The following is a 26478-nucleotide window of genomic DNA, read 5'->3' as shown; positions in this document are numbered from 1 at the left end:
CCCCGCCTCGGCGCCCCCGCGGGGCGGGGGGGGGCGGCCCCCCCCCCCCCCCCCACGGCGGGCGGTTCAGGACGGCAGTGTCCAGCTCTGGTTGGCGGAACCCGCGCACGACCAGATCTGCAGCCGGGTGCCGTTGGCCGAGCTGGGTCCGGTCGCGTCGAGGCACTTGCCCGACTGCGGGTTGACCAGGGAGCCGTTCGCGCCGGCCTGCCAGACCTGCGATCCGGTGCCGTTGCAGTCGTACAGCTGCACCTTGGCGCCGTTGGCGGTACTGGCCCCGGTCACGTCCATGCACTTGCCGAGCGCGCCGATGGTCCCGGACGTGGAGACCGTCCAGTTCTGCGCGTCGCTGCCGTTGCAGTCGTAGAGCTGCACGGCCGTGCCGTTGGCGCTGGCGGCGCCCGCCACGTCCACGCACTTGCCGCCGTAGCCGTGGATCGGGCCGGTGGCGCCGGCCGGCGGGGTGACCGGACCGGACTGGCCGGAGGCCCACTTGATCTCCTGGAGCAGGAGCTGGTTCTGCTGGGCACTGCCGAACGTCGAGGACAGGGTGGTGTTGGTGTTGTAGTCCATCGCGTTGTGGCCGAAGTTGTTGTAGACCATCTTGTAGTTGCGGTTGGACCAGACGATCGGGTAGTAGCCGCTGTACCAGGTCTGGTTGGGGTCGGTGCCGATCGGGAAGGTGGACGGGGCCATCGACGCGAGGATGTCGATGTTCGGGTTCTGCCGCAGGTCGTTCTGCCAGCTGTACCACTCGCTGACCGAGGACGTGATGGTGGCCGGGAGGTTGGCGGTCGCGGGGTGGCCGGGGTCGTCGATCTGCAGGGTCTCCGCGGTCGGACCCCAGCTGTTGCTCCTGAAGGTGCCGGTGCCGAGGAACGTGTTGTGGTACCAGGGCCAGTCGCTGGTGTTGTCGTTGTACGCCGAGACGTGGAAGCCGATGAATCCGCCGCCGCCCGCCACGTAGTTCTGGAAGGCGGACTGCTGCGACGCGGTGTGCGGGTAGTCGTCGAGGAACATGACGACCTGGTAGTTGGCGAGCGTCGCGGTGTTGAGCCGGCTCCAGTCCGTGGTCTGGGTGTAGGTGAAGCCGTTCTGGGCGCCGGCCTGCGGGAACCAGGTGGCGGCCTCGTGGTCGAAGCTGATGTGCGCCGCGTCGTACGTGCCGTCGTAGAAGGCGATCACGTTGACGGGCGTGGCGGCGCGGGCGCTGTGCACGGGTGCGGCCTGGACGCCGAGCACCACGGCGAGCAGGGCGAGGAGTCTCAACAGGGTGCGGGGCCAGGCTGTGTCCGGGTGGGGGGTCGTCATGCCAGGACCTTCCTCATACGTGAACGCCGGAAGACATACGTAGACGTGCCGCATTGAAAGCCCTGGTCCATGGACATGTCAATGGTTCAGACCAAACACTCACTCGGTACGGAAGCGGTTGATGGCCGGCTCGTGCCGTTCCCGCAGTTCGGGGTCGGTGACACCAAGGCCCTCCCGCGGCGCCAGGCAGAGCACGCCGACCTTGCCGTGATGGTGGTTGCGGTGGACGTCGGCGACGGCCCGGCCGGTCTCGGCCAGCGGGTAGGTACGGGAGAGCGTGGGGTGGATACGGCCCTTCACCACGAGCCGGTTGGCCTCCCAGGCCTCACGGTAGTTGGCGAAGTGGGAGCCGATGATCCGCTTGAGGTGCATCCAGAGGTAGCGGTTGTCGAACTCGTGCCGGTAGCCGGAGGTGGAGGCACAGGTCACGATCGTGCCGCCCCGGCGGGCCACGTAGACGGAGGCCCCGAAGGTCTCCCGGCCCGGGTGCTCGAAGACGATGTCCACGTCGTCGCCGCCGGTCAGTTCACGGATGCGCTTGCCGAACCGCTTCCACTCCCGCTGGTCCTGGGTCTCCTCGTCCCGCCAGAACCGGTAGTTCTCCGCGCCGCGGTCGATGATCGCCTCCACGCCCATCGCCCGGCAGATCTCCGCCTTCTGCTCGCTGGAGACCACGCAGATCGGTGTCGCGCCGCCCGCCAGCGCGTACTGGGTGGCGTACGAGCCGAGTCCGCCGCCCGCTCCCCAGATCAGCACGGTGTCACCGACCTTCATGGCGGCGCCGTTGCGCGAGACGAGCTGACGGTAGGCGGTGGAGTTGACGAGGCCGGGTGCCGCGGCCTCCTCCCAGGTCAGGTGTCCGGCCTTGGGCATCAGCTGGTTGGCCTTCACCAGTGCCAGCTCGGCCAGCCCGCCGTAGTTGGTCTCGAACCCCCAGATCCGCTGCTCCGGGTCGAGCATGGTGTCGTCGTGGCCGGCCGCGTCCTCCAGCTCGACGGACAGACAGTGCGCGACCACCCGGTCACCGGGCCGCCAGCGGCGCACCCCGGCCCCGGTACGCAGGACCACGCCGGACAGGTCGGAGCCGATCACGTGGTACGGCAGGTCGTGCCGGGCGGCCGGGCCGCCGGTGCGGGCGTAGCGTTCGAGGAAGGCGAAGGTCGGCACGGGCGAGAACAGCGCGCTCCACACCGTGTTGTAGTTGACGGAGCTCGCCATGACGGCGATCAGCGCCTCGCCCGGGCCGGGCTCCGGGGTCGGCACGTCACCGATGTGCAGGGCCTTGGCGGGTTCGCGGTCGCCGACCGGGACACCGTCGAACATGTGCTGCTCGTCCTTGCGCAGCACCGCGGCCCGGTAGGACTGCGGTACCGGCAGCGACGCGAAGTCATGTGTCCGCGCGTCGGGTGACTCGATCGCGGCGGCCAGGTCGTTCATCACCACAGGCTTCCTTCGGTCTGGGGGGATTGCTCGGGGACGGTCGGTCAGGCGTCGCGGCCCGGGCCGTGACCGAACGCCGCCAGGTCCTCGGTCAGCGCACGGACCACCCCGGCCTGCTGCTCGGCCAGGTAGAAGTGGCCGCCGGGGAAGTCGCGCAGCGTGAAGGCGCCCGCGGTGTGGTCGCGCCACTCCTCGGCCTCGGCGAGGCTGACCTGCGGGTCGTCGTCGCCGACGAGCACACTGACCGGGCAGCGCAGCGGCGGCCCCGGCAGGTACCGGTAGGTCTCCACCGCCGTGTAGTCACCGCGGACGGCCGGCATGATCATCTGGATGACGTCGTCGTCGAGGAGCAGCCGCTCGTCGGTGCCGTCGAGGCGGCGGATCTCGGCGACGATCCCGGCGTCGTCCATCGACCGGACCCCGCGGTCCCGCACCCGGGGCGGGGCGGGTCGGCCGGAGGCGACCAGCCCGAGCAGGTCGAGCGAGGAGCGCTGTTCGATCCGGCGGGCCACCTCGAACGCCACGCAGGCACCCATGCTGTGCCCGAACAGCGCCAGCCGGCGCCGGGGCAGCGTCTCCAGCACGGCGAGGATCTCGTCGGCCAGGAGGGAGACCGACGTGCGGGGCGGTTCGGCCCGCCGGTCCTGGCGGCCCGGGTACTGCACGCACAGGACCTCGGCGACGGGGGCCAGTGCGTCGGCGAGCGGGCGGAAGTAGCTGGCGGAGCCGCCCGCGTGCGGGAAGCAGACCAGCGACACGTCGGTGTGCCGGGGTGCCGGCCGGTAGCGGCGGATCCAGAGTTCCGGTGCGGTCAGGGTGTCGGTCATCCCCGTGGCCTCCGTGTGGCGGGAAGGGTGTCGGCGGGTGGGCGGGTGCGGGACGCCGTGCGGACGCGGTGCGTGCCCACCGGAGGCCTCCGGTGGGCGTCCGCCCGGTGTCCCGCGGGTCAGCCGGTGATCCGGACGGGCAGTTCGGCCAGGCCGCGCATGATGATGTTGGGCACCCGCGCCGGGCTGTCGGTGACCGGCTCCAGGTCCAGCGCGGTCAGTGCGGCCACCGCGGCCTGCGCGGTGAGCCGGGCCAGCGGCGCGCCGACGCAGAAGTGGATGCCGAGGCCGAAGCCCAGGTTGCGGCCGGCTGGCCGGTCCAGTCGCAGTTCGTCGGGGTCGTCGTAGACGTCCGGGTCGTGGCTGGCCGCGCCGATCATCAGCATGACCTGCTCGCCCGGCCGGACGGTGTGCCCGGCGATCTCGGCCTCGGCCAGGGCGACCCGGGAGATCATCTGCACCGGCGTGTCGAAACGCAGCATCTCCTCGACGGCGACGGGCACCTGGCCGGGGTGGGCCCGCAGCCAGTCGCGCTGGCCGGGGTGGCGCAGCAGCGCGAGCATGCCGTTGCCGATCAGGTTCACGGTGGTCGCGTACCCGGCGGAGAGCAGCAGGGTGCAGGTGACCTCCAGCTCCTGGGGGGTCAGGGTGTCGCCGCCCTCCTCGACGGCGACCAGTTCGCTGATCAGGTCGGTGCCCGGCTTCGCCCGGCGCTGCTCGGCCAGCTCGCCGATGTACCGGTACAGCTCGGCGCGGGCGTCGTCGCGCTTGGCGACCTCCTCGGGCGCGAGCAGGAAACTCGGGTCGAGGCCGCGGGCGATGTCGCCGGACAGTTCGTCGAAGCGGGCCGCGTGCTCGGCCGGGACGTCCAGGAGGGCGTTCTGCATCCGGCCGGGCAGCGGGTGCGCCACCGCGCTCATCAGATCGACCGGACCGTCACCGGCCTCGGCGCGCGCGGTCTCGATCAGCTCGCGCACGACCTGCTGCGCGGTGGTGCGCATCCGGTCCACCTGGCGGGCCGCGAACGCCTTGCTCACCAGGGCGCGGATGCGGGTGTGCTCCGGCGGGTCGGAGAAGATGAACGGCCGTACCACCGTGCCGTCGGTCTCGGTGCGGAAGTGGTCGGCGACGGTGGCGCCGTCGCCCCAGCCGAAACGCTGGTCGCGCAGTACGGCCGAGCAGGCCTCGTGCCCGGTCACCGCCCACAGCCCCAGCGGGGTGCGGGTCACCGGGCCCTTCTCCCGGATCTGCGCGTAGACGGGGTAGGGGTCGGCCAGGAAGGCCGGGTCGAAGGGGTCGAAGGGCAGCAACTGGGCTATGAAGCCCGGGTCCAGCATCGGTGACTCGGTCATCGCTGTCATTCCCAACCCCGCGCGGGGACGGCCGTCACCGCGCGGAAAAGAGTCTCGGTACAGAGAGAAGGGCGGGGGAAACGCGGGAGGGGTCAGCCGGCGGTTGCCGGGGTGGCCGCGGTGAACGTCACCGGCAGGTGGTCCAGGCTGTTGGCCACCAGGCTGGGCGTCCAGGTCAGCTTCTCGACGGGAACCGCGAGCCGGAGGTCGTCGAACCGGTCGAACAGGGTGCGCAGCGCGATCCGGGCCTTGAGCCTGGCCAGCGGGGCGCCGATGCAGAAGTGCGTGCCGTGGCCGAGTGCCAGGTGCTTGGAGGCGTCACGGTGGATGTCCAGCGTCTCCGGGTCGCTGAACTGGCTCGGGTCGTGGTTGGCCGCGGCCAGCGAGATCATCACGTGCTCGCCCGCCTTGACCCGCGCGCCGCCCAGCTCCATGTCCTCCGTGGCGAAGCGGTACACCACGGTGAACACCGGGCTGGTCAGCCGCAGCAGTTCCTCGATGGCCGGGGTCAAGCCCTCCGGGTCGTCCTTGAGTTCGGCCAGCTGCTCCGGGTTGCGCAGCAGCGCCAGGATGCCGTTGGAGAGCAGGTTGATGGTGGTCTCGGCGCCCGCGAGGAGCAGCAGCATGACGGTGGAGCGGATCTCCAGGTCGGCGAGGGCGTCGCCGTCCTCGTTGGCCTGCACCAGACCGGAGATGAGGTCGGGGCCGGGGTCGGCGCGGCGCCGCGCGGTCAGCTTGGTCAGGTACTCCTCGAACCAGCCGACCGAGGCGACGACCTCCTCGGGGCGGGAGGAGTTGCCGAGGCCGACGAAGATGTAGGTGTTGCGTTCGAACTCCTCGACGTCGGCGAGGGGCACGCCGAGCATCTCGTAGAGCACCGTGGAGATCAGCGGGGAGATGAACGAGGCCTTGAGGTCGGCGGTGCCGTCCTCGGCGACCGCGTCGAGCAGTTCGTCGGTGATCTGCTGGATCCGTTCGCCGAGGTCGGCGACCCGGCGCGGGGTGAACGCCTTGGAGACCAGTCTGCGCAGCCGGGTGTGCTCGGGCGGGTCGGCGAGGTTCATGTGCTGGTTGAGGATGGAGGCGCGGCCGTCGTAACCCACGGAGGGCCACAGTTCGGGCAGTGCGTTGTCGAAGTGCTTGCTGAGCTTGCGGTTGTTGAGCGCGGCGAGCGCGTCCTCGTAACGGGTGATCATCCAGACCGGATTGCCGTCGGGCAGCAGGAGCTGCTCCACCGGGCCCGGTTCGGGCAGCCCGGGTGTCCAGGGGCGGGGGGCCGCCGTGGCGTCGGCGTGCACGGGACAGCCGGTGGCCGGCGCGCCGTCGGGGTGGGGCATGTCATGTCCTCTCGTCGTGGGGTGCTCGGACCGTCATCGGGTCGCGGCCGGGGACGACGGGGTGGGGACCAGGGCGGCGAGCTTCGCGGCGGCGCCGGGGAACCGGTCGGCGGGGCCGGCGGCGGCCACGTAGCCGTCCGGGCGCAGCAGCACGAACTTCTCGGCGGGCCCGTCCAGCGGGAAGTGGGCGACCAGGTCGGGCAGCCGGTCGCCCAGCTCCGTCGCCCGCGTGGCCAGTCGGGTGTCCTTGCCGCCGTAGGTGATCAGCTGGAACCGGCCGGCGAGTTCGTCGGACGGCTTGGGGATCCACCGGGGGTCCCGGGTGCCGGGGCGTGGCCGGGTGCGGTCCGTGCCACCGAACAGCACGTCGGGGTAGTGGCTGCGCCAGCCGGCCAGCATCGGGGCGTAGCCGCGGGTCAGTACGCCGGTGGCGTCGAGCAGCCGCCAGGTGAGGTTGCGGATCCGGCGGGCCAGCGGACCGACCACGGCCTGCCGGGCCATCCGGCCGGTGGCCTGGAGGGTCTGTTCGATCGCGGCGCGGCGCTCGGGATCGTAGGTGTCCAGGACCGACTCGTGCAGCCGGCCCCGCACCACGCCGGCCAGCTTCCAGGCCAGGTTGCGGGTGTCGGGGATGCCGAGGTTGAGGCCCTGCCCGCCGATCGGGCTGTGCACGTGGGCGGCGTCGCCGACGAGGAAGCAGCGGCCCGAGCGCAGCGCGCCGGCCACCCGCTCGTCGCTGGCGAACAGGGTCACGGTGCGCACCTCGGTGAAGCGGAGCCCGCCGGGGCCGCGTTCGTCCAGCAGGGCCTGGGCCTGTTCGGCGGTGGCCGCGGTGCCGTCCGGGACCGCGCCGGAGATGCGGAAATCGCCGCCGGGCAGCGGGGCGATCAACGCGACGCCGGTGTCGGCGAGGAAGTAGTGGATCTCCTCGGTGCTGATCCCGCCGGTGCCGTGCTCGCCGGTGATGCGTCCCTCGGCGAGCAGGAAGGTGGCCGGGAACCGGGCCCCGGAGAAGTCGATGCCCAACTGGGCGCGGACCTGGCTGTGCAGCCCATCGGCGCCCACCACCCAGTCGGCCTCGATCTCGGTGGTGGTCCCGTCCGGACGGCTCGCGGTGACGGTGACCGTGTGCGCGTCCGGGACGACCTTGGTGACCCGGGTGCCCCACTCGACGTCGACGCCCCGTTCGGCCAGTGCCTGGGCTAGCAGCCTGCCGGTGTGTTCCTGGGGCAGCACCAGCGGGGCGTTGGCCTCGCTGAGCGGCACGCGCACGCTGCCGCCGGAGCCCAGGTGGTAGTGGAGCGCGGCGGGCTGGACGCTGTCGCGGGCGGCCCGCTCGGCCAGTCCCAGTTCGCCGAGCACCTCCCGTACCGGCGGCCACAGCAGGATCGCCCGGGAACCGGTGTGCGGACGGTCCGCCGCGTCGACCACGGTGACCGGCACGCCCAGCCGGCTGAGCTGCGCGGCCATGGCCAGGCCGCAGGGGCCCGCGCCGACGACCAGAACGGTGGTACGTCGTTGTGTCATAGCTTCTCCAGCCACTCGTGCACCGCCTGGGCAGTACGGTCGGCGTGCTCTTCCAGCACGGTGAAGTGGTCGCCGGCCAGCTCCACCACGTCGTGCGGACGGGTCCAGGAGGCGGGCGGGCGGTCGAACCCCGTGAGCGGCTCGGTGGCGCGGGCCACCAGGACCCGGCCGGCGCAGCCGGCGGGTTCCCAGTCGGTGAGCAGCCGCAGATAGCCGCCCATGGCGGTCAGCCGGGCGTCGGTGACCGCGCCGCTGTCGGCCAGCCGCGCGAACATCTCCTCGAACAGGGCCGCGCCCTCGGTGGCGAGTTCGGGGCCGAAGACGAAGGTGTCGACCAGGACCAGCCCGGCGGCCGGCCGGCCCCGCACGGCCAGTTCGGCGGCGACGCCGTCGGCGAGCAGTCCGCCCGAGGAGTAGCCGACCAGCACCACCGGCCGGTCCCCCGCCGCCGCCTCCACCTGCCGGGTGACGGACTGTACGGCGGCGGGCCGGTCGGCGGGCAGCGGTTCGCCGTCGAGGTAGCCGGGCAGGGCCAGCGCCGAGACCGCGCGCCTGCCGCGCAGGCCTGCCGCGAACCGGGCGTACTGGTGCGGGCCGGAGGTGGCCAGCACGGTGGGCACGCAGACCAGGAGCGGACCGTCGTCGTGGGCGGTCAGCGCGACCGGTCCGGGCAGCGGGCCGGACTCGTCGGCGGAGCCGAAGGTGGTGCGCAACTTGGCCGCGGCGCCGAGCAGTTCGATGAACTCGCCGGTCTTCCCCGCCTCGGCCGCCGGGCGGCTCAGGCTCGCGAACACCCCGGTCTGCGGGGTGGCGGCCGGAACCGGGCCGAGTTCGTCCCGCAGATGCCGGGCGAGCGCCTCGGGGGTGTCGTGCTCGAAGAGGGTGGCGGCGGTCAGCCGTAACCCGGTGGCCGCCGACAGCCGGTTGCGCAGTTCCAGGGTGGTCAGCGAGTCAAAGCCGTGTTCGAGGAAGCGGCGGGCCGGGTCGATGGCGGAGGCGTCGGCGAAGCCCAGGACCGCGGCGGCCTGGCCGGCGATCGCGGCCAGCAGTGCGCCGTACCGCTCGGCGGCGGGCAGGGCTGCCAGCCGACCGGCGTCCGGGGTGTCCGGGCCGGTGGTCTCGCGGCGGCCGCGGCCGGGGGTGAACTCGGCGATGAGCGGGCGGGGTCCGGTGACGGTGTACGCGGCGCGGAACCGCGGCCAGTCCACGTCGGCCAGCAGCAGCCGGGTGTCTTCGGCGGTGAGCGCGGCACCGAGGGCGGCCAGCGCGCGCTGCCCGTCGAGGACCGCGATGCCGCGGGCGGCCAGCCGTTCCCGGCGGGCGGCCGCCACCCCGGTGGTGTCGGCCGGTTCGTCCCAGGGCGCCCAGGCCACCGACAGAGCGGGCAGCCCGGCGGCGGCGCGGTGTTCGGCCAGCGCGTCCAGGGCGGCGGCGGCCGCGGCGTAGCCGGCCTGGCCGACGCCGCCGAAGGTGCCGGAGACGGAGGAGAACAGCACGAACGCGGTGAGCGGGATGCCGCGCGTGAGGTCGTGCAGATGCCGGGCGGCGATGACCCCGGGGTTGGGCGCGGCGGTGCCGTCGAGGGCGGTCAGCGCCGCCTCGGACAACGGTACGGCGGTGTGCAGCACGGCGGCGGGCGGCTGCCCGCCGAGCAGTTCGGCGACCGCCTCACGGTCCGTCAGATCACACGTCACGGCACGTACTTCGGCGCCCAGTTCGCGCAGCTCGGTGACGAGGTCCGCGGCCACGGTGGCGCCCGGACCGGCGGTCAGCAGCAGCGCGGGAGCGCCCGCCCCGGCAAGCCAGCGGGCCGTGGCGGCGCCGACGGCGGTGTCGGCGCCGGTGACCAGGGTGGTGCCGGTGGGCCGCCAGCCGGCGCCGGCCGGGGCGCTCAGTGGGCTGCGCACCAGGCGGCGGGCGAACAACCCGGCCGGACGGACGGCCAGTTGTTCCTCACCGGTACGCCCGGACAGGGCCGCGCACCAGCGGCTCAGCGCCCGTTCGTCGGCCTGGGCGGGAAGGTCGACGATGCCGCCGGTGAGATCGGGGTGCTCCAGGGACACGGTGGGGGCCAGTCCCCACAGCCCGGCCAGGTCCGGGTCGGCGTCCGGCTCGGCGTCCAGGGCCACCGCCGCGGTGGTGGTGAACCACAACGGGGCCGCCACGCCCGCTTCGACGAGGGCACGCACCAGGGTCACGGCGGCGGGCCAGGCCAACAGGGCGAGGACACCCGCGGGTTGCGTGCCGGCCAGCGCGGTGCGCAGGGCGTCCGCGTCCGGCGGACCGGCGGCGACCTCGACCCGGAGCACCCGCGCGCCGTGCCGGGCCAGCACGCCGGGCTCCGGCCCGGTGTGCCCGGGAGGTACGGCGACCAGCCAGTCGCCGGAGAGGCGGCTGCTCGGGGGTTCGGGCACCGGCCGCCAGTCCAGGGTGTACCGCCAGGAGTCCACGACGGACTGCTCGCGCCGCTGCCGCCGCCACGCCGACAGCGCGGGCAGTACGGCGGCCAGCGGTCCGGTGTCCAGTTCCAGTACGTCGCCGAGACCGGCCAGGTCGGCGTTCTCGACCGCTTCCCAGAAGCCGGACTCCATCGGATCGGCGGTCGCCGCGGCGGCGGGATCCGGCTCGGGCCAGTAGCGCTGCCGCTGGAAGGGATAGGTGGGCAGGTCCACCCAGGCGGTGTCCCGGCCGGCCAGGGCGGCACCGAGGTCGACGGGGGCGCCGCGGGTGTACGCGTCGGCGGCCGAGCGCAGGAAGCGGTCCGGGCCGCCCTGGTCGCGGCGCAGCGAACCGACCACCGCGACGTCCGTGCCGGCGTCCTCGGCGATCTCCTGAACCGCGCTGACCAGCACGGGGTGCGGGCTGACCTCGACGAAGAACCGGAATCCGGCTCCCAGCAGGGTCCGCACGGCCGGGTCGAAGGCCACCGGCCGGCGGGCGTTGTCGAACCAGTACTCCGCGCCCAGGGTGCCGGTGTCGGTGAAGGCCCCGGTGACGGTGGAGCAGAACGGCACCTCGGTGGCGGTGGGCCGTACGTCGGCGAACATGTCCACGATGCGGTCGTGCAGGGGATCCACCTGGTCGCAGTGCGAGGCGACGGTGGAGGCGACCAGCCGGGCCCGCAGCCCGTCGGCGGTGGCCTCGGCGACGAAGCGGCCGAGGCCGGCCGGCTCGCCGACCACGGTGACCGCGTTCGGGCCGTTGACCCCGCCGATGTGCAGCGCGTCGCCCTGGGCGGCCAGCCGGGCGCGGACCTGCTCCTCGGGCGCCGCCACCGACACCACCGCGCCGTTGCCGCGCAGTTCGTCGGCGAACAACTGGCTGCGCAGCACGACGATCTTCAGCGCGTCGTGCAGGGACAGTGCCCCGGCGGTGTGGGCGGCGGCGATCTCGCCCTGGCTGCTGCCGACCACGGCGGCCGGGGTGAGGCCGTAGGAGCGCCACAGTCCGGCCAGTGACACCATCACCGCGAACAGCACCGGTTGCAGGATCTCGATGCGCTCCATGTCGGGCGCGCCGGGTGCCCCGCGCAGCACGTCGGTGAGGGACCAGTCCACGAAGGCGCGGGCCGCGGTGTCGCACTCGGCGAAGTGTGCGGCGAACACCGGTGCGGAGTCGAGGAGTTCGGCGGCCATCCCGGCCCACTGGGAGCCCTGGCCGGGGAACACGAACACCACCCGGTCCTCCGGTGCGGCGGTGGCGCTGACCAGGGTGTCGTGCGAGCGGCCCGCGGCCAGGGCGGCCAGGCCCCCGGCGGCGGTGTCCGGGTCGGCGGCGACGATCACGGCGCGGTGTTCGAGGGCGGCACGGGAGTGCAGCAGGGCGGCCGCGAGGTCGGGCAGCGGGGTGCCGCTCCGTACCGGGGACAGCAGGCGTTCGGCCTGGGCGTGCAGGGCTTCGCGGGTGCGGGCGGAGACCACCAGGGGGACCGGCACGGGCGTGCCGGTCGCATCGGCAGGCCTGGCCGTGCCCGGCTCCGGCGCCGCGAACTCGTCGGCCTGTTCGAGGAGTACGTGTGCGTTGGTGCCGCTGATGCCGAACGCGGAGACGCCGGCGCGGCGCGGGCGGCCGGTGTCCGGCCAGGGCTGCTCCTCGGTGAGCAGTGCCACGGCGCCGGACGCGAAGTCCGCCTCCGGGGTGGGCGCGTCCACGTGCAGGGTGCGCGGCAGCCGGTCGCCGCGGAGCGCCATCACCGTCTTGATGACGCCGCCGACCCCGGCGGCAGCACCGGCGTGGCCCAGGTTGGACTTGAGCGAGCCCAGCCACAGCGGCCGGCCGGCGGGGCGGTTGCGGCCGTAGGTGGCGAGCAGCGCGTTGGCCTCGATGGGGTCGCCCAGCGCGGTTCCGGTGCCGTGGGCCTCGACGGCGTCGATGTCGGCGGCGGCAAGGCCCGCGTCGGCGAGCGCCGCGCGGATGACCCGTTCCTGGGAGGGCCCGTTGGGGGCGGTCAGCCCGTTGGAGGCACCGTCCTGGTTGACCGCCGAACCGCGCACCACGGCGAGCACGCGGTGGCCGTTGCGGCGGGCGTCGCGGAGCCGCTCCAGCACCAGCATCCCGGCGCCCTCGGCCCAGGCGGTGCCGTCGGCGGCGGCGGCGAACGCCTTGGCGCGGCCGTCCGGGGCCAGGCCGCGCTGCCGGGACAGTTCCACGAACCCGGCCGGAGTGGACAGCACGGAAGCGCCGCCGGCCAGCGCGAGCGAGCACTCGCCCCGGGCCAGCGACTGACGGGCCAGGTGCAGGGCGACCAGGGAGGCCGAGCAGGCGGTGTCCACGGACAGCGCGGGCCCCTCCAGGCCGAGGGTGTAAGAGAGCCGTCCGGAGAGCACGCTGATCGCGTTGCCGGTGAGCAGGTAGCCCTCCAGGTCCTCGGCGGCCTGCGCGGCGAGCATCCCGTAGTCCTGGGCGCCGCTGCCGACGAACACGCCGGTCCGGCTGCCGCGCAGCGACAGCGGGTCGATGCCGGCCCGTTCCACCGCCTCCCAGGAGGTCTCCAGGAGCAGCCGCTGCTGCGGGTCCATGGCGAGGGCCTCGCGCGGCGAGATGCCGAAGAACGGGGCGTCGAAGTCGGCCACGTCGTACAGGAACCCGCCCTCCTTGACATAGGTGGTGCCGGGCCGGTCCGGGTCGGGGTCGAAGAGGCGGTCCAGGGGCCAGCCGCGGTCGGTGGGGAACGCCGCCATCACGTCCCGCCCCGCAACCACCACCTCCCACAGGTCCTCGGGGGAGGCGATGCCGCCGGGGAAGCGGCAGGCCATGCCGACGACGGCCACCGGTTCGGTGTCGCGCTGCTCGTAGTCCCGCAGCCGCTGCCGGGTCTCGTGCAGATCGACGGTGACCTTGCGCAGGTAGTCGCGGAGACGCTCGACATCACTCATGATCAGCTCAACTCCGAGTCGATGAACCGGAAGATCTCTTCGTCGCTGGCGGCCCCGAGCTGCTCGGTGACCGACGCGCGGCCGCCGTCGGTGCGCGGGGTCAGCCGGCCGACCAGCCCTTGCAGCCGGGTCAGCGCCCGCCGCCGGTCGTCCTCGCCGGACACCTCGGCCAGGACTGCGGCCAGCCGGTCGAGTTCCTCGTCCAGCGAGCCGACGGCGGCGGCCGGCGCCACCAGCTGCCTGCCCAGGTGGCCGGCGAGTCCGGCGGGGGTCGGATGGTCGAACACGGCACTGGCCGACAGCCGTACACCGGTGGCGGTACCGAGCCGGTTGCGGAGGTTGACCGCAGCCAGCGAGTCGAAGCCGAGGTCGGTGAACGGCCGTCCGGCGGGCAGGGTTTCCGGATCGCCGTGCCCGAGGGCGGCGGCGACCTCCCGGCGTACCAGTTCGACGAGTTCGCGTTGCCGGTCGGCCTCGGGCAGCGCGCCGAGCCGGTCGGCGAGCCCGGACCCGGCGGCGTCCGGCCCGCCGGTGACGGCGGTGAGCGCGTCCCGCACCTCGGGCAGGTCGCCCAGGAGGGGGCTGGGCCGGGCGGCGGTGAACGCGGGTGCGAACCCCGCCCAGTCGACGTCGGCGACGGTCACCGTGGTGTCGGCGTGCCGCACCGCGTCGGCCAGCGCCGCGAGCGCCTCCCGCGGCGGCAGTGCCAGCACGCCCCGGCGGCGCAGTTCCTCCCGCCGCCGCGCCTCGGTGCCGGCGTCGGCCGCACCGAACCCGGCGCCCTCCCACGGGCCCCAGGCGACGGCGGTGGCGGGCAGTCCGCGGGCCCGCCGGTGGTGGGCGAGCGCGTCGAGGTAGGCGTTGGCCGCGGCGAACGCGCCCTGTTCGCTGCCGCCCCAGGTGGCCGCGGCGGAGGAGAAGAGCACGAAGGCGTCCAGCTCTCCGGTCAGCCGGTGCAGGTTGGCCGCGCCGCGCACCTTCGTGTCGAGGGTGGCGGCGACCTCGGCGAGGCCGGTGGCGGCCAGTGGCCCTGAGCGCAAGGTGCCCGCGGTGTGCACCACGGCGGTCAGCGGTGCGTGGGCCGGGACGGCGGCGAGCAGTCCGGCCAGGGCGACGTCGTCGGCCGGGTCGCAGGTGCTGACGGTGACCGGGACGCCGAGGTCGTCCGGCGCCGTGGCGGCCGGGTCGTCGGTGGTGAGGACCAGCGCCTCGGCACCGCTCGCGGCCAGCCAGCGGGCCACCGGCAGCCCCATCGGACCGAGGCCGTCGGTGACCAGGACGGTCCCGGTGGGCTGCCACGGCCGGGCCGGGGTGCGCCCGCCCAGCGGGGCGTGCGCGAGGCGCGGCACCAGCAGTCCGGTGTCGCGTACGGCGGCCTGGTCCTCGGTACCGGCCAGCAGCGCGGCCAGCCGGTCGAGTCCCCGGCCCGGGTCCGCGGGCAGGTCGACGATGCCGCCGAAGAGTCTCGGCTGCTCCAGGGCGAGCGTGCGGCCCAGGCCCCAGAGCATGGCCTGTTCGGGTCGCGGCAGGCGGTCGGCCGGGGTGGCGGCGACCGCGCCCGAGGTGACCAGCCACAGCGGGGTGCCGGTGTCGGCCAGGGCGCGCACCAGGTCGAGGGTGGCGGCCAGTCCGGCGGGTACGGCGGGGTGGTCCGGGTGGGTGCCTTCGGCCAGGCCGAGCAGGGAGACCACCCCTCTCGCGGTGCCGGCCTCGGCCGCGGCGGTGTCCCGGTCGGCCACGCGGGCCTCGGCCCCCGCGCGCCCGAGCGCGGCGGCACACTCCTCCGCCAGGGCCGGGTCGTCCGGGCCGACCACCAGCCAGGTACCGCTCAGCACCGTGTCGGGGGCTTCGACGGGCCGCCAGCCCACCGTGTAGCGCCGGCTGTCGGTGGTGGCGGTCGACTCCTGCGCGGCGCGCCAGGCGGCCAGGCCCGGCAGGACCTCGGCGAGCGGTTCGGCGGACACGCCGAGCAGGTCGGCCAGTGCCTTGGGGTCGGCCGGGTCGACGGCCGCCCAGAACGAGGCGTCCGCCGCGTCGGTGCCGTTGGTCTCCGGCGCGGCCAGCCAGTAGCGCTGCCGTTGGAAGGCGTAGGTGGGCAGGTCCGGCGGAGCGGGCCGGGCGCCGTCGAGAGCGGCGGTCAGCCGGACCGGCAGCCCTGCGACCTGTGCCTCGGCGACGGACAGCAGGAACCGGTCCAGGCCGCCCTCGTCGCGGCGCAGGGAGCCCACGACGGTCACCTCGTCCAGCGTCTGGTCGATGCCGGGGGTCAGCACGGGGTGCGGGCTGACCTCGACGAAACCGCGGTGCCCCTGTTCGGCCAGGCCGCGGACGGCTGCCGCGAAGTGCACGGTCTGCCGGAGGTTGCGGTACCAGTACTCCGCGTCCAGCGTCGCGGGGTCGGCCCAGTCGGCGGTGACCGTGGAGAACACCGGCACCTGCGCCGCCCGCGGGCGCACCTCGGCGAGTGCCTCGGTCAGCCGGGTCCGGATGCGCTCGACGTGCGGGGAGTGGGAGGCGTAGTCCACCGTGACACGACGGGCGCGGGTGCCCCGCTCCTCGCAGTCGGCCAGCAGCCGGTCAAGGCCCGCCGGGTCGCCGGAGACCACCGTGGAGGCGGAGCCGTTGACCGCGGCGACCGTCACCCCCGGCGGCAGCAGGGCGGTCACCTCGTCGGCGGGCAGTGCCACCGACGCCATGCCGCCGTGTCCGGCCAGTTCTCCGGCGATCAGCCCGCTGCGTACGCAGACCACCAGCGCGGCGTCGCGCAGGGACAGCGCCCCCGCCACACAGGCGGCGGCGATCTCCCCCTGGGAATGCCCCACCACCGCGTCCGGTTCGACGCCGAACGACCGCCACAGCGCGGCAAGGGACACCATCACCGCGAACGACACCGGCTGCACCACATCCACCCGGTCCAGGGACGGCTGACCCGCCTCCCCACGCAGCACACCCGGCAACGACCAGTCCACGAACTCGGCGAGGGCCGCGGCACATTCGGCCATCCGCTGCGCGAACACCGGTGCCGAGTCCAGCAGTTCCACCGCCATCCCCGCCCACTGCGCGCCCTGCCCCGGAAACACGAACACCGTGCGGCCGGTGGTGGCGGCCGTGCCGGTGACGAGGTGCGGTGCGGTGTCCCCGGCGGCCAGGGCGGTCAGTCCGGTGCCGAGTTCCTCGCGGCCGGCCGCGACCACCACGGCACGATGGGTCAGCGCGGCGCGCCCGCCGGTCAGGGCGGCGGCCAACTCGCCCACGCCGAGGCCCGGTTCGGCTGCCAGCCAGGTGCGCAGCCGGCCGGCCTGGGCGCGCAGCGCGGCCTCGGTGTCGCCGGAGAGCGGCACCGGCACCACCCGCCGGGGGGCAGGCCGCGGGGCCGGAACCTCCGGGGCCTGTTCGATGATCACGTGGGCGTTGGTGCCACTGATCCCGAACGAGGACACCGCCGCGCGCCGTGGTCCCTCGCGCTCCGGCCAGGGCCGTGCCTCGGTGAGCAGCCGCACCTCACCGGTCGACCAGTCCACGTGCGAGGTGGGTTCGCCGATGTGCAGCGTGCGGGGCAGCACCCCGTGGTGCATCGCCTGGACGACCTTGATCACACCGGCGACCCCGGCGGCGGCCTGGGTGTGCCCGATGTTCGACTTCACCGACCCGAGCCACAGCGGTCGTTCGCGATCGGCGCCGTAGGTCGCCAGCAGCGCCTGGGCCTCGATCGGGTCGCCCAGCGCGGTTCCGGTGCCGTGCGCCTCCACCAGGTCCACGTCCGCCGGGGACAGCCGGGCGGCGGCGAGCGCGGTACGGATGACCCGTTCCTGGGAGGGGCCGTTGGGGGCGGTGAGCCCGTTGGAGGCACCGTCCTGGTTGACCGCCGAACCGCGCAGCACGCCGAGGACGCGGTGGCCGTTGCGGCGGGCGTCGGAGAGCCGCTCCACCACCAGCAGGCCCACGCCCTCGGACCAGACGGTGCCGTCCGCGTCCGCGGAGAACGCCTTCACCCTGCCGTCGGCGGCCAGTCCGCGCTGCCGGGAGAACTCGATGAAGGTGCCGGGGGTGGACATCACGGTCGCCCCGCCGGCCAGTGCCAGCGAACACTCCCCCGCGCGCAGCGCCTGCGCGGCCAGGTGCAGGGTGACCAGTGAGGAGGAGCAGGCGGTGTCGACGGTGACCGCGGGGCCCTGCAGACCGAAGGTGTAGGCGACCCGGCCGGAGGCGACGCTGCCGGCGGTGCCGGCGCCGAGGTAGCCCTCGACGTCCTGCGGGGTGCTGGGGAGCCGGGTGGCGTAGTCGTGGTACATGACGCCGACGAACACGCCGGTGTCGGTGTCCCGCAGTGACATCGGGTCGATGCCGGTGCGTTCCAGTGCCTCCCAGGAGGTCTCCAGGAGCAGTCGCTGCTGCGGGTCCATGGCGAGCGCCTCACGCGGCGAGATGCCGAACAGGCCCGCGTCGAACTCGGCGGCGTCGTGCAGGAATCCGCCCTTGGTGAGGTAGGTGCGCCCGGCACGGTCGGGGTCGGGGTCGTAGAGCTGTCCGGTGTTCCAGCCGCGGTCGGTGGGGAACGGCGTGATGCCGTCGCCGTCGGCGGTGACCAGGCGCCACAGGTCCTCCGGGGAGCGCACTCCGCCGGGGTAGCGGCAGGCCATGCCGACGATGGCGATCGGCTCGTCGGCGGGGCCGGTGCGGCGGGCCGCGGCGGGCGCCGGTGCGGCGGCCGCCGTGAGCCTGCGCAGCAGGTAGGCGGCGGTGGCGGCGATGCTCGGGTGGTCGAAGGCCAGGGTGGCGGGCAGCGCGAGGCCGGTGCCGGCGGCCAGCCGGTTGCGGAGTTCCACCGAGGTCAGCGAGTCGAAACCGAGGTCGGTGAAGGCCCGCCGGTCGCCCAGTTCGGCCGCGCCGGTGTGACCGAGGGTGGCGGCGACCGCAGTGCGTACGGTGTCGTGCACCAGCCGGCCGCGGGCGGCCTCGTCGAGCCCGGCGAACGCCGCCTGGAGCGCGCCGGTACCGGTGGCGCGGCGGGCCGGGACCCGCACCAGGGCGCGCAGCACCGGGGCGGGCGGGACGGTGCGGGCCTGTTCGCGGAGCGCGGCCAGGTTCAGCCGGACCGGGACGGCCAGGGCGTTCCGGCCGGGTACGGCCGCGTCGAACAGCCGCATGCCCTCGGCCGGTTCGAGCGGCACCACACCGAGCCGTTCGATGCGCTGCCGGGCGGCGCCGTCCGCCGTGTCGCCCATGCCCCCGGCCCACAGGCCCCAGGCCAGCGACACCGCGGGCAGGCCGGCCGCGCGTCGGCGGGCGGCGAGGCCGTCCAGGACCGCGTTGGCGGCGGCGTAGTTGCTCTGCCCGGGGCTTCCCAGGATCCCGGCGGCCGAGGAGAACAGCACGAACGCGGCCAGATCCTGGCCACGGGTCAGCTCGTCCAGGTGCAGCGCGGCTGCTGCCTTGGGCCGCAGCACCCGGTCGACGCGCTCCGGGGTCTGCGCGGCGAGCATCCCGTCGTCCAGCACACCGGCGGCATGCACCACGGCGGTCAGCGGGTGCGCGTCGGGGATGCCCGCCAGCAGCGCGGCCAGCGCGTCCCGGTCGGCGACGTCACAGGCCACCACCTGGGCGGCGGCACCGAGTCCGGTGAGATCGGCGACCAGTTCGGCGGCGCCCGGGGCGTCGGGGCCACGGCGGCCGGTGAGCAGCAGGTGCCGCACGCCGTGCTCGGCGGCGAGGTGCCGGGCCAGCGCCGAGCCGAGGGCGCCGGTGCCGCCGGTGATCAGCACCGTGCCCTCCGGGTGCCACCCGGCGGTCTCGCCGGCCTCGGCGCGGACCAGCCGGGGCACGCGCACCACGCCGTCCCGGACGGCAAGTTGGGGCTCGCCGGTGGCCAGGGCCACGGGGTCGGGCAGGCTGCCGTCGCTGTCGAGGAGCACGATCCGGCCCGGGTTCTCCGACTGGGCGGAGCGGGCCAGGCCCCAGCCTGCTGCGGCGCCCAGGTCGGTGCCGTCGACGGCTCCGGTGGTGCGCAGGGCGAGCGTGGTACCGGCGAACCGCTCCTCGGTCAGGAACGTCCGCAGCAGGGCCAGCACGCGGTGGGTGGCGGTGGCTATCCCTGCCGGGTCGTTCGCGGCGGGGGGCAACGCGGCGAGCAGCCACTCCCCCGGGTCGCTCACCGCGGCGAGGTCGAGGTCCGTGCCGAGAGGGACGAGCGCGGGGCCTTCCGCGGGCTCCGCGCCGGCGGACACCGGCGTCCAGTCCACCGTGTGCAGTGCCTCGGTCCCGGCGGCGACGCCCGGTGCGGCGGGGACGGGTCGCAGCGCGAGCCTGTCCGCCGTCAGCACCGGCGCGCCGTAGGCGTCGTACGCGGCGATGGCGAAGCCGCCGTCGGCCGGGGTCAGCCGCACCCGCAGCGTGCCGGCGCCCGGCTGGTGGACGGTCACCCCGCTCCAGGCGAACGGCAGGGCGGCGGCGGTGGCCTCCGGATCGGTGGCCAGTGCGTGCAACGCGGCGTCCAGCAGAGCCGGGTGCACCCCGAAGCCGCCGGGATCGGCCGGTTCAGGCAGGGTGACCTCGGCGTACAGCTCCTCGCCGTGCCGCCGGACCCGGCTCAGGCCCCGGAACACCGGCCCGTAGACCAGGCCACGGTCGGCCAGCAGCTCGTACAGTCCCTCGGGTCCGGCCCACCCGGCCCCGGGCGGGGGCCACTCGCCCAGCGGTGGCGGGCTGTCGTCCGCCGGTTCGACGGTGCCGGTGGCGTGCCGGGTCCACGGCTCGTCGGCGGTGTCGGCCTCGGCCCGGGAGTACAGGGTGACCGTCCGGCGGCCCTGCTCGTCGGGCGCGCCGAGCACCAGTTGGAGGGCGGCGCCGCCCCGCTCGGGCAGGACCAGCGGTGCGTCCAGGGTGAGTTCGGTGATCCGGTCGCAGCCGGCCTCGTCCCCGGCCCGGGCGACGAGGTCGACGTACGCGGTGCCGGGCAGCACGATCCGGCCGGCCACCACATGGTCGGCGAGCCACGGCTGGGCGGTGGCGGAGAGCCGTCCGGTGAACAGCACCCGGGCGCCGTCCGCGAGCGGGACGGCGGCGCCGAGCAGCGGGTGTCCGACCGTGCCGAGCCCGGCCGCGCGGGCGTCGGCGGCCCTCTCGCCGGTCATCCAGAACCGGCGGTGCTGGAACGGGTAGGTGGGCAGCGCGACCGGCGCGGGCGCGCGGTCTTCGCTGACCGCCGCCCAGTTCGCCGAGATGCCGTGCACATGCAGCCGGGCCAGGGTGTCCAGCAGGGCCCCGATCTCGTCCCGTCCGTCGCGCAGGGTGGGCAGTACGACCGTTTTGGCGGAGGGTTCGGCGGCGGAACCGCCGGGTTCGGCGCGGGTCAGGCAGTCGCGAGCCATCGCGGTCAGTGCGGCGGCCGGGCCGATCTCGACGAACGCGGTGGCCCCCGCCTCGGCCAGGGCGCGTACCGCGGGCAGGAACCGCACGCTGTCCCGGACGTTGGCCACCCAGTGCTCCGGGTCGGTGATCTCCCGGTCGGACAGCGGCGCCCCGGTCACCGTGGACACGACCGGCAGCCGCGGCGCGCTGATCGGGATGCCGCCGACGATCTCCCGGTACTCGGCCAGGATGCCGTCCACGTGCGGCGAGTGCGGCGCCATCGTGACCCGCAACTGCCGGGTGCGGCGGCCGCGTTCACGCCAGTGCGCACCGATCTCGGCGACCGCGTCGGCGTCGCCGGACACCACCACCGCACGCGGGCCGTTGACGGCGGCCAGCCGTACCCGCCCGGTGTACTCGGCGACCACGGGGGCGAGTTCGGCCTCGGTGGCCTGTACGGCGACCATCGCGCCGCCCGCCGTGGCCGCCGCCATCAGCCTGCCGCGGGCGGTGACCAGCGTGGCGGCGTCGGACAGGGTGAGCGCCCCGGCGACGTGTGCGGCGACGATCTCGCCGACGGAGTGGCCGGCCACCAGGTCCGGGCGCAGCCCCCAGCTCTCGGCGAGCCGGACCAGCGCGACCTCGACGGCGAACAGCGCGGCCTGGGTGAAGTCGGTGCGGTCGAGCAGGGCGGCCTCGGGGCTGCCCTCGGCGCCGAACAGCACCTCGCGCAGCGGCCTCGGCAGGTGCCGGTCGAGTTCGGCGCACACCGCGTCCAGCGCCTCGGCGTAGGCGGGAAACTCTGCGGCCAGTGCACGGCCCGCCCCGAGGCGCTGGGAGCCCTGGCCGGCGAACAGGAACGCCAGTTTCCCGGCGTCGGCGGCGAACCCGGTGACCACGTCGGCGTCGGGGGTGCCGTCGGCGAGGGCGGCCAGACCGGCGTGGGGGCCCGCCAGCACCGCGGCGCGGTGCGCGTGGGCCGCGCGCGTGGTCAGCAACGAGTGTGCCAGCGCCGCCGGTTCTACGTCCGGGTGGTCGGCGAGGTGGGCCAGCAGCCGGGCCGCCTGTGCCCGCAGGGCTGTCCCGGTACGGGCGGAGAGCACGACCGGCAGCGCCAGCGGTGTCCGGGCCGGCGGTCGCGGGGGCGCCTCGGCCGGGGCCTGTTCGATGACGATGTGCGCGTTGGTGCCGCTGACGCCGAACGAGGACACCGCGGCGCGGCGCGGGCGGCCGGTCCGCGGCCAGGGCCGTGCCTCGGTCAGCAGGGACACCGCCCCGGTGTCCCAGTCCACGTGCGGGCTGGGTGCGCCGACGTGCAGGGTGCGGGGCAGCAGCCCCGCCCGCAGCGCGAGGACCATCTTGATGATCCCGGCGACACCGGAGGCGGCCTGGGTGTGCCCGATGTTGGACTTGACCGACCCGAGCCACAGCGGCTCACCGTCCCGGTCCTGGCCATAGGTGGCCAGCAGCGCCTGCGCCTCGATGGGGTCGCCCAGGGTGGTGCCGGTGCCGTGCGCCTCCACCGCGTCGACGTCCCCGGTGGACAGTCCGGCCGTGGCCAGCGCGGCACGGATCACCCGCTGCTGGGAGGGGCCGTTGGGGGCGGTGAGCCCGTTGGACGCGCCGTCGGAGTTGACCGCGGAACCGCGCACCACCGCGAGCACCGGGTGCCCGGCCGCGCGGGCGTCGGAGAGCCGCTCCACGAGCAGCATCCCGGCGCCCTCCGACCACGAGGTGCCGTCGGCGTCGGCCGAGAACGACTTGCAGCGGCCGTCGGCGGCCAGGCCGCGCTGCCGGGAGAACTCCACGAACAGTCCGGGGGTGGCCATCACGGTGGCGCCGCCGGCCAGCGCCAGGTCGCACTCGCCGCGGCGCAGCGCCTGGGCGGCCAGGTGCAGGGCCACCAGCGAGGACGAGCAGGCGGTGTCGACGGTCAGGGTCGGGCCTTCCAGGCCGAACGCGTAGGCGAGCCGGCCGGAGGCGACGCTGGCCGCGCTGCCGGTGAGCCGGTAGCCCTCCACGCCCTCGGCGGCGTGGTGCAGCATCGGGCCGTAGTCCTGGCGCATCACGCCGACGAACACCCCGGTCCGGCTGCCGCGTACGGCGGCCGGATCGATCCCGGCGTGTTCGAAGGTCTCCCAGGAGGTCTCCAGGAGCAGCCGCTGCTGCGGGTCGGTGGCGAGCGCCTCGCGCGGGTTGATGCCGAAGAAGTCGGCGTCGAAGTCGGCGGCGGCGCGCAGGAATCCGCCGTGCCGGGTGTAGGAGGTGCCCGGCCGGTCGGGGTCGGCGTCGAACAGCGAGTCCAGGTCCCAGCCGCGGTCGGCCGGGAACTCGGTGATGCCGTCGCCGCCGTCGAGCAGGAACCGCCACAGCTGTTCCGGGGAGCGGATCTCCGACGGGAACCGGCAGCCCATGCCGACGATCGCGATGGGTTCTTCGGTGTCGACGCCGACGGCGGCCACCGGCGGTTCGACCGTGTCCGCGGACGAGTCCTGGCGCAGGTGTCCGGCGACCGCGGCGGGGGTCGGGTAGTCGAACACCAGGGTCGCGGGCAGGGCGGTGCCGGTGGCCGCGGTGAGCCGGTTGCGCAGTTCCACCGCGGACAGCGAGTCCACGCCGAGCGCCCGGAACTCCGCCTGCGGGCCGACGGCTTCGGCGTCGGCGTGGCCGAGGACGGCGGCCGTCTCCCTACGCACCAGTGCCAGCAGTTCCTCGGCGGTGAGCCGGGCCGGTCCGGTGGCCGTGGCGGTCCCGGCCGCCGTGGCGGTACGGCGTCGTGGGCCGCGTACCAGGCCGCGCAGCAGGGGCGGCAGCAGCGCCGGATCGGCGGTGTGCAACCGGACCTTGGCCGGCAGCAGCACCGGCTCGTCGACGGCCAGCGCCGTGTCGAACAGCGCCAGCCCCTCCTCGGCGGAGAGCGCCTGCACTCCGGCCCGCGCCATCCGGGCCAGGTCGGCGGCCGAGAGTTCGCCGGTGATCCCGCTGGGCGGCGCCCACAGGCCCCAGGCCAGCGACTGGGCCGGCAGCCCGGCGGCACGCCGCCGGCCCGCCAGGGCGTCCAGGCAGGCGTTGGCGGCGGCGTAGTCGGCCTGCCCGGGTCCGCCGAGGATGCCGGTGGCCGAGGAGAACAGCACGAACGCGGCCAGGTCCAGGCCGCGGGTCAGCTCGTCCAGGTGGAGCGCGGCCGTCACCTTGGGCCGCAGCGTCGCGGCCAGCCGTTCCGGGGTGAGCGCGGTGAACAGCCCGTCGTCGGAGACTCCGGCCGCGTGCACCACGGCGGTCAGCGGACGTCCGGCGGGTACATCGGCCAGCACCGCGGCCAGTGCGTCTCGCTGGGCCGCGTCACAGGCCACGACGGTCACGTCCGCACCGAGTTCGGCGAGCCCGGCCTCCAGCTCGGGGGCGCTGCCACGGCGGCTGGTCAGCAGCAGGTGCCGTACACCGTGTTCGCGCACCAGATGCCGGGCGACCAGCCCGCCGAGAGTGCCGGTGCCGCCGGTGATCAGGACGGTGCCCCGGGGGTCGAGCCGGCGGGGCAGGGTGAGTACCAGTTTACCGGTGTGCCGGGCCTGGCTGAGGTACCGGAACGCGTCGACGGCTTGGGAGACCGGCCACACGGACGGCGGCGGTACGGTCAGCGCGCCCGCGGCGAACAGGTCCAGCGCCGCGACCAGCAGCCGCTGCATCTCCTGGGGCGGGAGCCGCATCAGGTCGTACGGCAGGTAGTCGATGTCCGGGAAGCCGGCCGGATCGCGCAGGTCGGTCTTGCCCATCTCCAGGAACCGCCCGCCGGGGCGCAGCAGTCCGGCCGAGGCGTCGACGAACTCACCGGACAGCGAGTTCAGTACGACGTCCACCGGGCCGAACCGCGCGGCGAAGCCGGTGTCCCGCGAGGAGGCGATGTGCGCGTCGTCCAGGCCGAGGTCGCGGAGCACCTGCCACTTGCCCTCACTGGCGGTGCCGTAGACCTCGGCGCCGAGGTGCCGGGCCAGCTGCACGGCGGCCATGCCGACGCCACCCGCCGCGGAGTGGATCAGCACCTTCTCCCCCGGCCGCAGTCCGGCGAGTTCGACCAGGCCGAGCCGGGCGGTGAGGTGGGCGATCGGCATGGCGGCGGCCTGCTCGAAGGTCCAGCCGTCCGGTATCGGGGCCACGGCCGCCCGCTCGGCCACCGCCACCGGGGCGAACGCGTCACCGAAGAGACCGGTGACCCGCGTGCCGGGGGTGAGGTCGGTGACGTCGTCGGCCACCTCGGTCACCACGCCGGCGCCCTCGCCGCCGAGGGCCGCCGCCTCACCGGGGTACATGCCCAGAGCGATCAGCACATCGCGGAAGTTCAGCCCGGCGGCCCGCACCGCGACGCGCACCTGCCCCGGGCGCAGAGGGGCCGCCGCGGCCGGGGCGGGCACCAGCGCGAGGTTGTCCAGAGTGCCCGGGCGGGTGACGGCCAGCCGCCAGTGCGGCTCCATGGGCGGCACCAGCTCGGGCCTCACCAGCCGGGGCACGCGTAACAGCCCTTCACGCAGGGCCAGTTGGCCTCGGCCGTCGGCGGGTACGCAGGCCAGGGCGCGGCGGGACGCGGCGGTGTCGTCGAGGTCGGCCAGCACGATCCGCCCGGGCTGTTCGGCCTGCGCGGCACGCAGCATCCCCCACACCGCCGCACCGCCCGGGTCGGCCGGGGGGCCGGCGGGTTCGGTGGTGACCGCGCCGGTGGTGACCACGAGCAGCCGGGCGGACGCCACGCCGCCGCCCAGCCACTCCTGCACCTGCCGCAGCACGGTGGCGGTGACCTCGTCGGCGGGCCGGCCCACCGGGACGGCCAGCACGGTGATGTCGGCGCCGTCCTCACCCGCCAGGTCGGCCCCGGCGGCCTTCAGATCGGCGGCCAGAGCATCGGGCAGCACACCCAGCGCCGCCCACCGACCGGAGACTGGTCCGGCCGGGGCCGGAACGGTGTCCCAGTCCACCCGGAACAGCGCGTCCCGGGGTACGCGGCCCGCACCCTCTCCGGTGGCGGCACGCAGCGTCAGCGACTCGACGGAGGCAACCGGGACGCCGGTGCCGTCGAACAGGTCCATCGCGAAGGCACCCGCGCCGGCGGGGGCGAGCCGCACTCGCACCGCGACCGCCCCGGCCGCGTACAGCCGGACCCCGGCCCAGGAGAACGGCAGCCGTGCGGTGCCGGTGTCGTCGGTGAGCGCGAGCGGGTGCAGGGCGGCGTCCAGCAGCGCGGGGTGCAGCCCGAACCCCCCTGCCCGGTCCCGGAGTTCGTCCGGGAGCGCGACGTCGGCGAAGACCTCGTCACCCCGCCGCCAGGCCGCGCGCAGCCCCTGGAACCCCGGTCCGTAGGCCAGCCCGCGAGCGGCGAGATCGGCGTAGGCGGCCTCCACGGCCACCGGGGTGGCGTCCGCCGGCGGCCAGGCCTCCGCTGCGGCGACGGGCTCGTGCGGGGCGTCGGCGAGAGTGCCGGTCGCGTGCAGCGTCCACGGCTCGTCGTCGGACGCGTCCTCGGCCAGTGAGTAGATCTCCAGGGCGCGACGGCCGGCGTCCTGGGCCTCACGCACGGCGAGTTGCAGCCGGACCGCTCCCGTGTCGGGCAGCACCAGCGGTGCCCGCAGCACGAGTTCCTCGACCAGGTCGCACCCGACACGGTCGGCGGCCTGCACCGCCAGCTCCACGAACGCCGAACCGGGCAGCACGATCGCCCCGGACACCCGGTGGTCGGCCAGCCAGGGCTGGGCCGCCACCGAGAGCCTGCCAGTGAGCAGATACGCGTCGGATCCGGCCAGCGCGGTGACCGCACCGAGCAGCGGGTTCCCGGCCGGGAGCAGCCCCGAGGCGGCGAGACTGCCACCAGGGGTCGACTGCAGCCAGTAGCGGCGGTGTTGGAAGGCGTAGGTGGGCAGATCGACCGGCGCCGCGGCAGGCAGATACGACGCCCAGTCCACACCACCACCATGCG

8 protein-coding genes are annotated in these 26478 nt (G+C 75.0%); all 8 read right to left on the bottom strand.

Features of this window, described 5'->3' with window-relative positions; translation table 11 throughout:
- Positions 1-66: 66 nt before the first annotated feature.
- Positions 67-1311 (bottom strand): ThuA domain-containing protein, encoded by a 1245-nt coding sequence (locus ACFXI4_RS24455; protein WP_384994439.1) that lies wholly within the window; start codon positions 1309-1311, stop codon positions 67-69.
- Between the two features lie 99 nt (positions 1312-1410).
- Positions 1411-2748 carry a crotonyl-CoA carboxylase/reductase gene (gene ccrA / locus ACFXI4_RS24450; RefSeq protein WP_384994437.1) on the bottom strand — a complete coding sequence of 446 codons (1338 nt, stop codon included), beginning with the start codon at positions 2746-2748 and terminating at the stop codon, positions 1411-1413.
- A 47-nt stretch (positions 2749-2795) separates the two neighbouring features.
- Positions 2796-3578, bottom strand: a complete 783-nt coding sequence (locus tag ACFXI4_RS24445) for a thioesterase II family protein (protein WP_384994434.1) — start codon at positions 3576-3578, stop codon at positions 2796-2798.
- Between the two features lie 119 nt (positions 3579-3697).
- Entirely contained in the window at positions 3698-4930 is a 1233-nt protein-coding gene (locus tag ACFXI4_RS24440; protein ID WP_384994431.1) for a cytochrome P450, read from the bottom strand.
- A gap of 92 nt (positions 4931-5022) precedes the next feature.
- Positions 5023-6267 carry a cytochrome P450 gene (locus ACFXI4_RS24435; protein ID WP_384994428.1) on the bottom strand — a complete coding sequence of 415 codons (1245 nt, stop codon included), beginning with the start codon at positions 6265-6267 and terminating at the stop codon, positions 5023-5025.
- A 33-nt stretch (positions 6268-6300) separates the two neighbouring features.
- Entirely contained in the window at positions 6301-7794 is a 1494-nt protein-coding gene (locus tag ACFXI4_RS24430; RefSeq protein ID WP_384994425.1) for an FAD-dependent oxidoreductase, read from the bottom strand.
- Complete coding sequence (locus ACFXI4_RS24425) at positions 7791-13169, bottom strand: type I polyketide synthase (protein WP_384994422.1); 5379 nt, start codon at positions 13167-13169, stop codon at positions 7791-7793. The genes ACFXI4_RS24430 and ACFXI4_RS24425 overlap by 4 nt, the downstream gene beginning before the upstream one ends.
- Positions 13170-13171: 2 nt before the next feature.
- Positions 13172-26464 carry a type I polyketide synthase gene (locus tag ACFXI4_RS24420; RefSeq protein WP_384994419.1) on the bottom strand — a complete coding sequence of 4431 codons (13293 nt, stop codon included), beginning with the start codon at positions 26462-26464 and terminating at the stop codon, positions 13172-13174.
- Positions 26465-26478 lie beyond the last annotated feature (14 nt).

Source organism: Streptomyces sp. NPDC059224 (assembly GCF_042754285.1).
In the GTDB taxonomy this organism is placed as follows: Bacteria; Actinomycetota; Actinomycetes; order Streptomycetales; family Streptomycetaceae; genus Streptomyces.
This window is presented reverse-complemented; position numbering and strand designations above follow the sequence as displayed.

What these genes read in the sequence shown, in the direction of transcription:
- ACFXI4_RS24455 (WP_384994439.1), bottom strand. Translation starts at nt 1,311, where the DNA reads ATGACGACCCCCCACCCGGACACAGCCTGGCCCCGCACCCTGTTGAGA.
- ccrA (WP_384994437.1), bottom strand. Translation starts at nt 2,748, where the DNA reads ATGAACGACCTGGCCGCCGCGATCGAGTCACCCGACGCGCGGACACAT.
- ACFXI4_RS24445 (WP_384994434.1), bottom strand. Translation starts at nt 3,578, where the DNA reads ATGACCGACACCCTGACCGCACCGGAACTCTGGATCCGCCGCTACCGG.
- ACFXI4_RS24440 (WP_384994431.1), bottom strand. Translation starts at nt 4,930, where the DNA reads ATGACCGAGTCACCGATGCTGGACCCGGGCTTCATAGCCCAGTTGCTG.
- ACFXI4_RS24435 (WP_384994428.1), bottom strand. Translation starts at nt 6,267, where the DNA reads ATGCCCCACCCCGACGGCGCGCCGGCCACCGGCTGTCCCGTGCACGCC.
- ACFXI4_RS24430 (WP_384994425.1), bottom strand. Translation starts at nt 7,794, where the DNA reads ATGACACAACGACGTACCACCGTTCTGGTCGTCGGCGCGGGCCCCTGC.
- ACFXI4_RS24425 (WP_384994422.1), bottom strand. Translation starts at nt 13,169, where the DNA reads ATGAGTGATGTCGAGCGTCTCCGCGACTACCTGCGCAAGGTCACCGTC.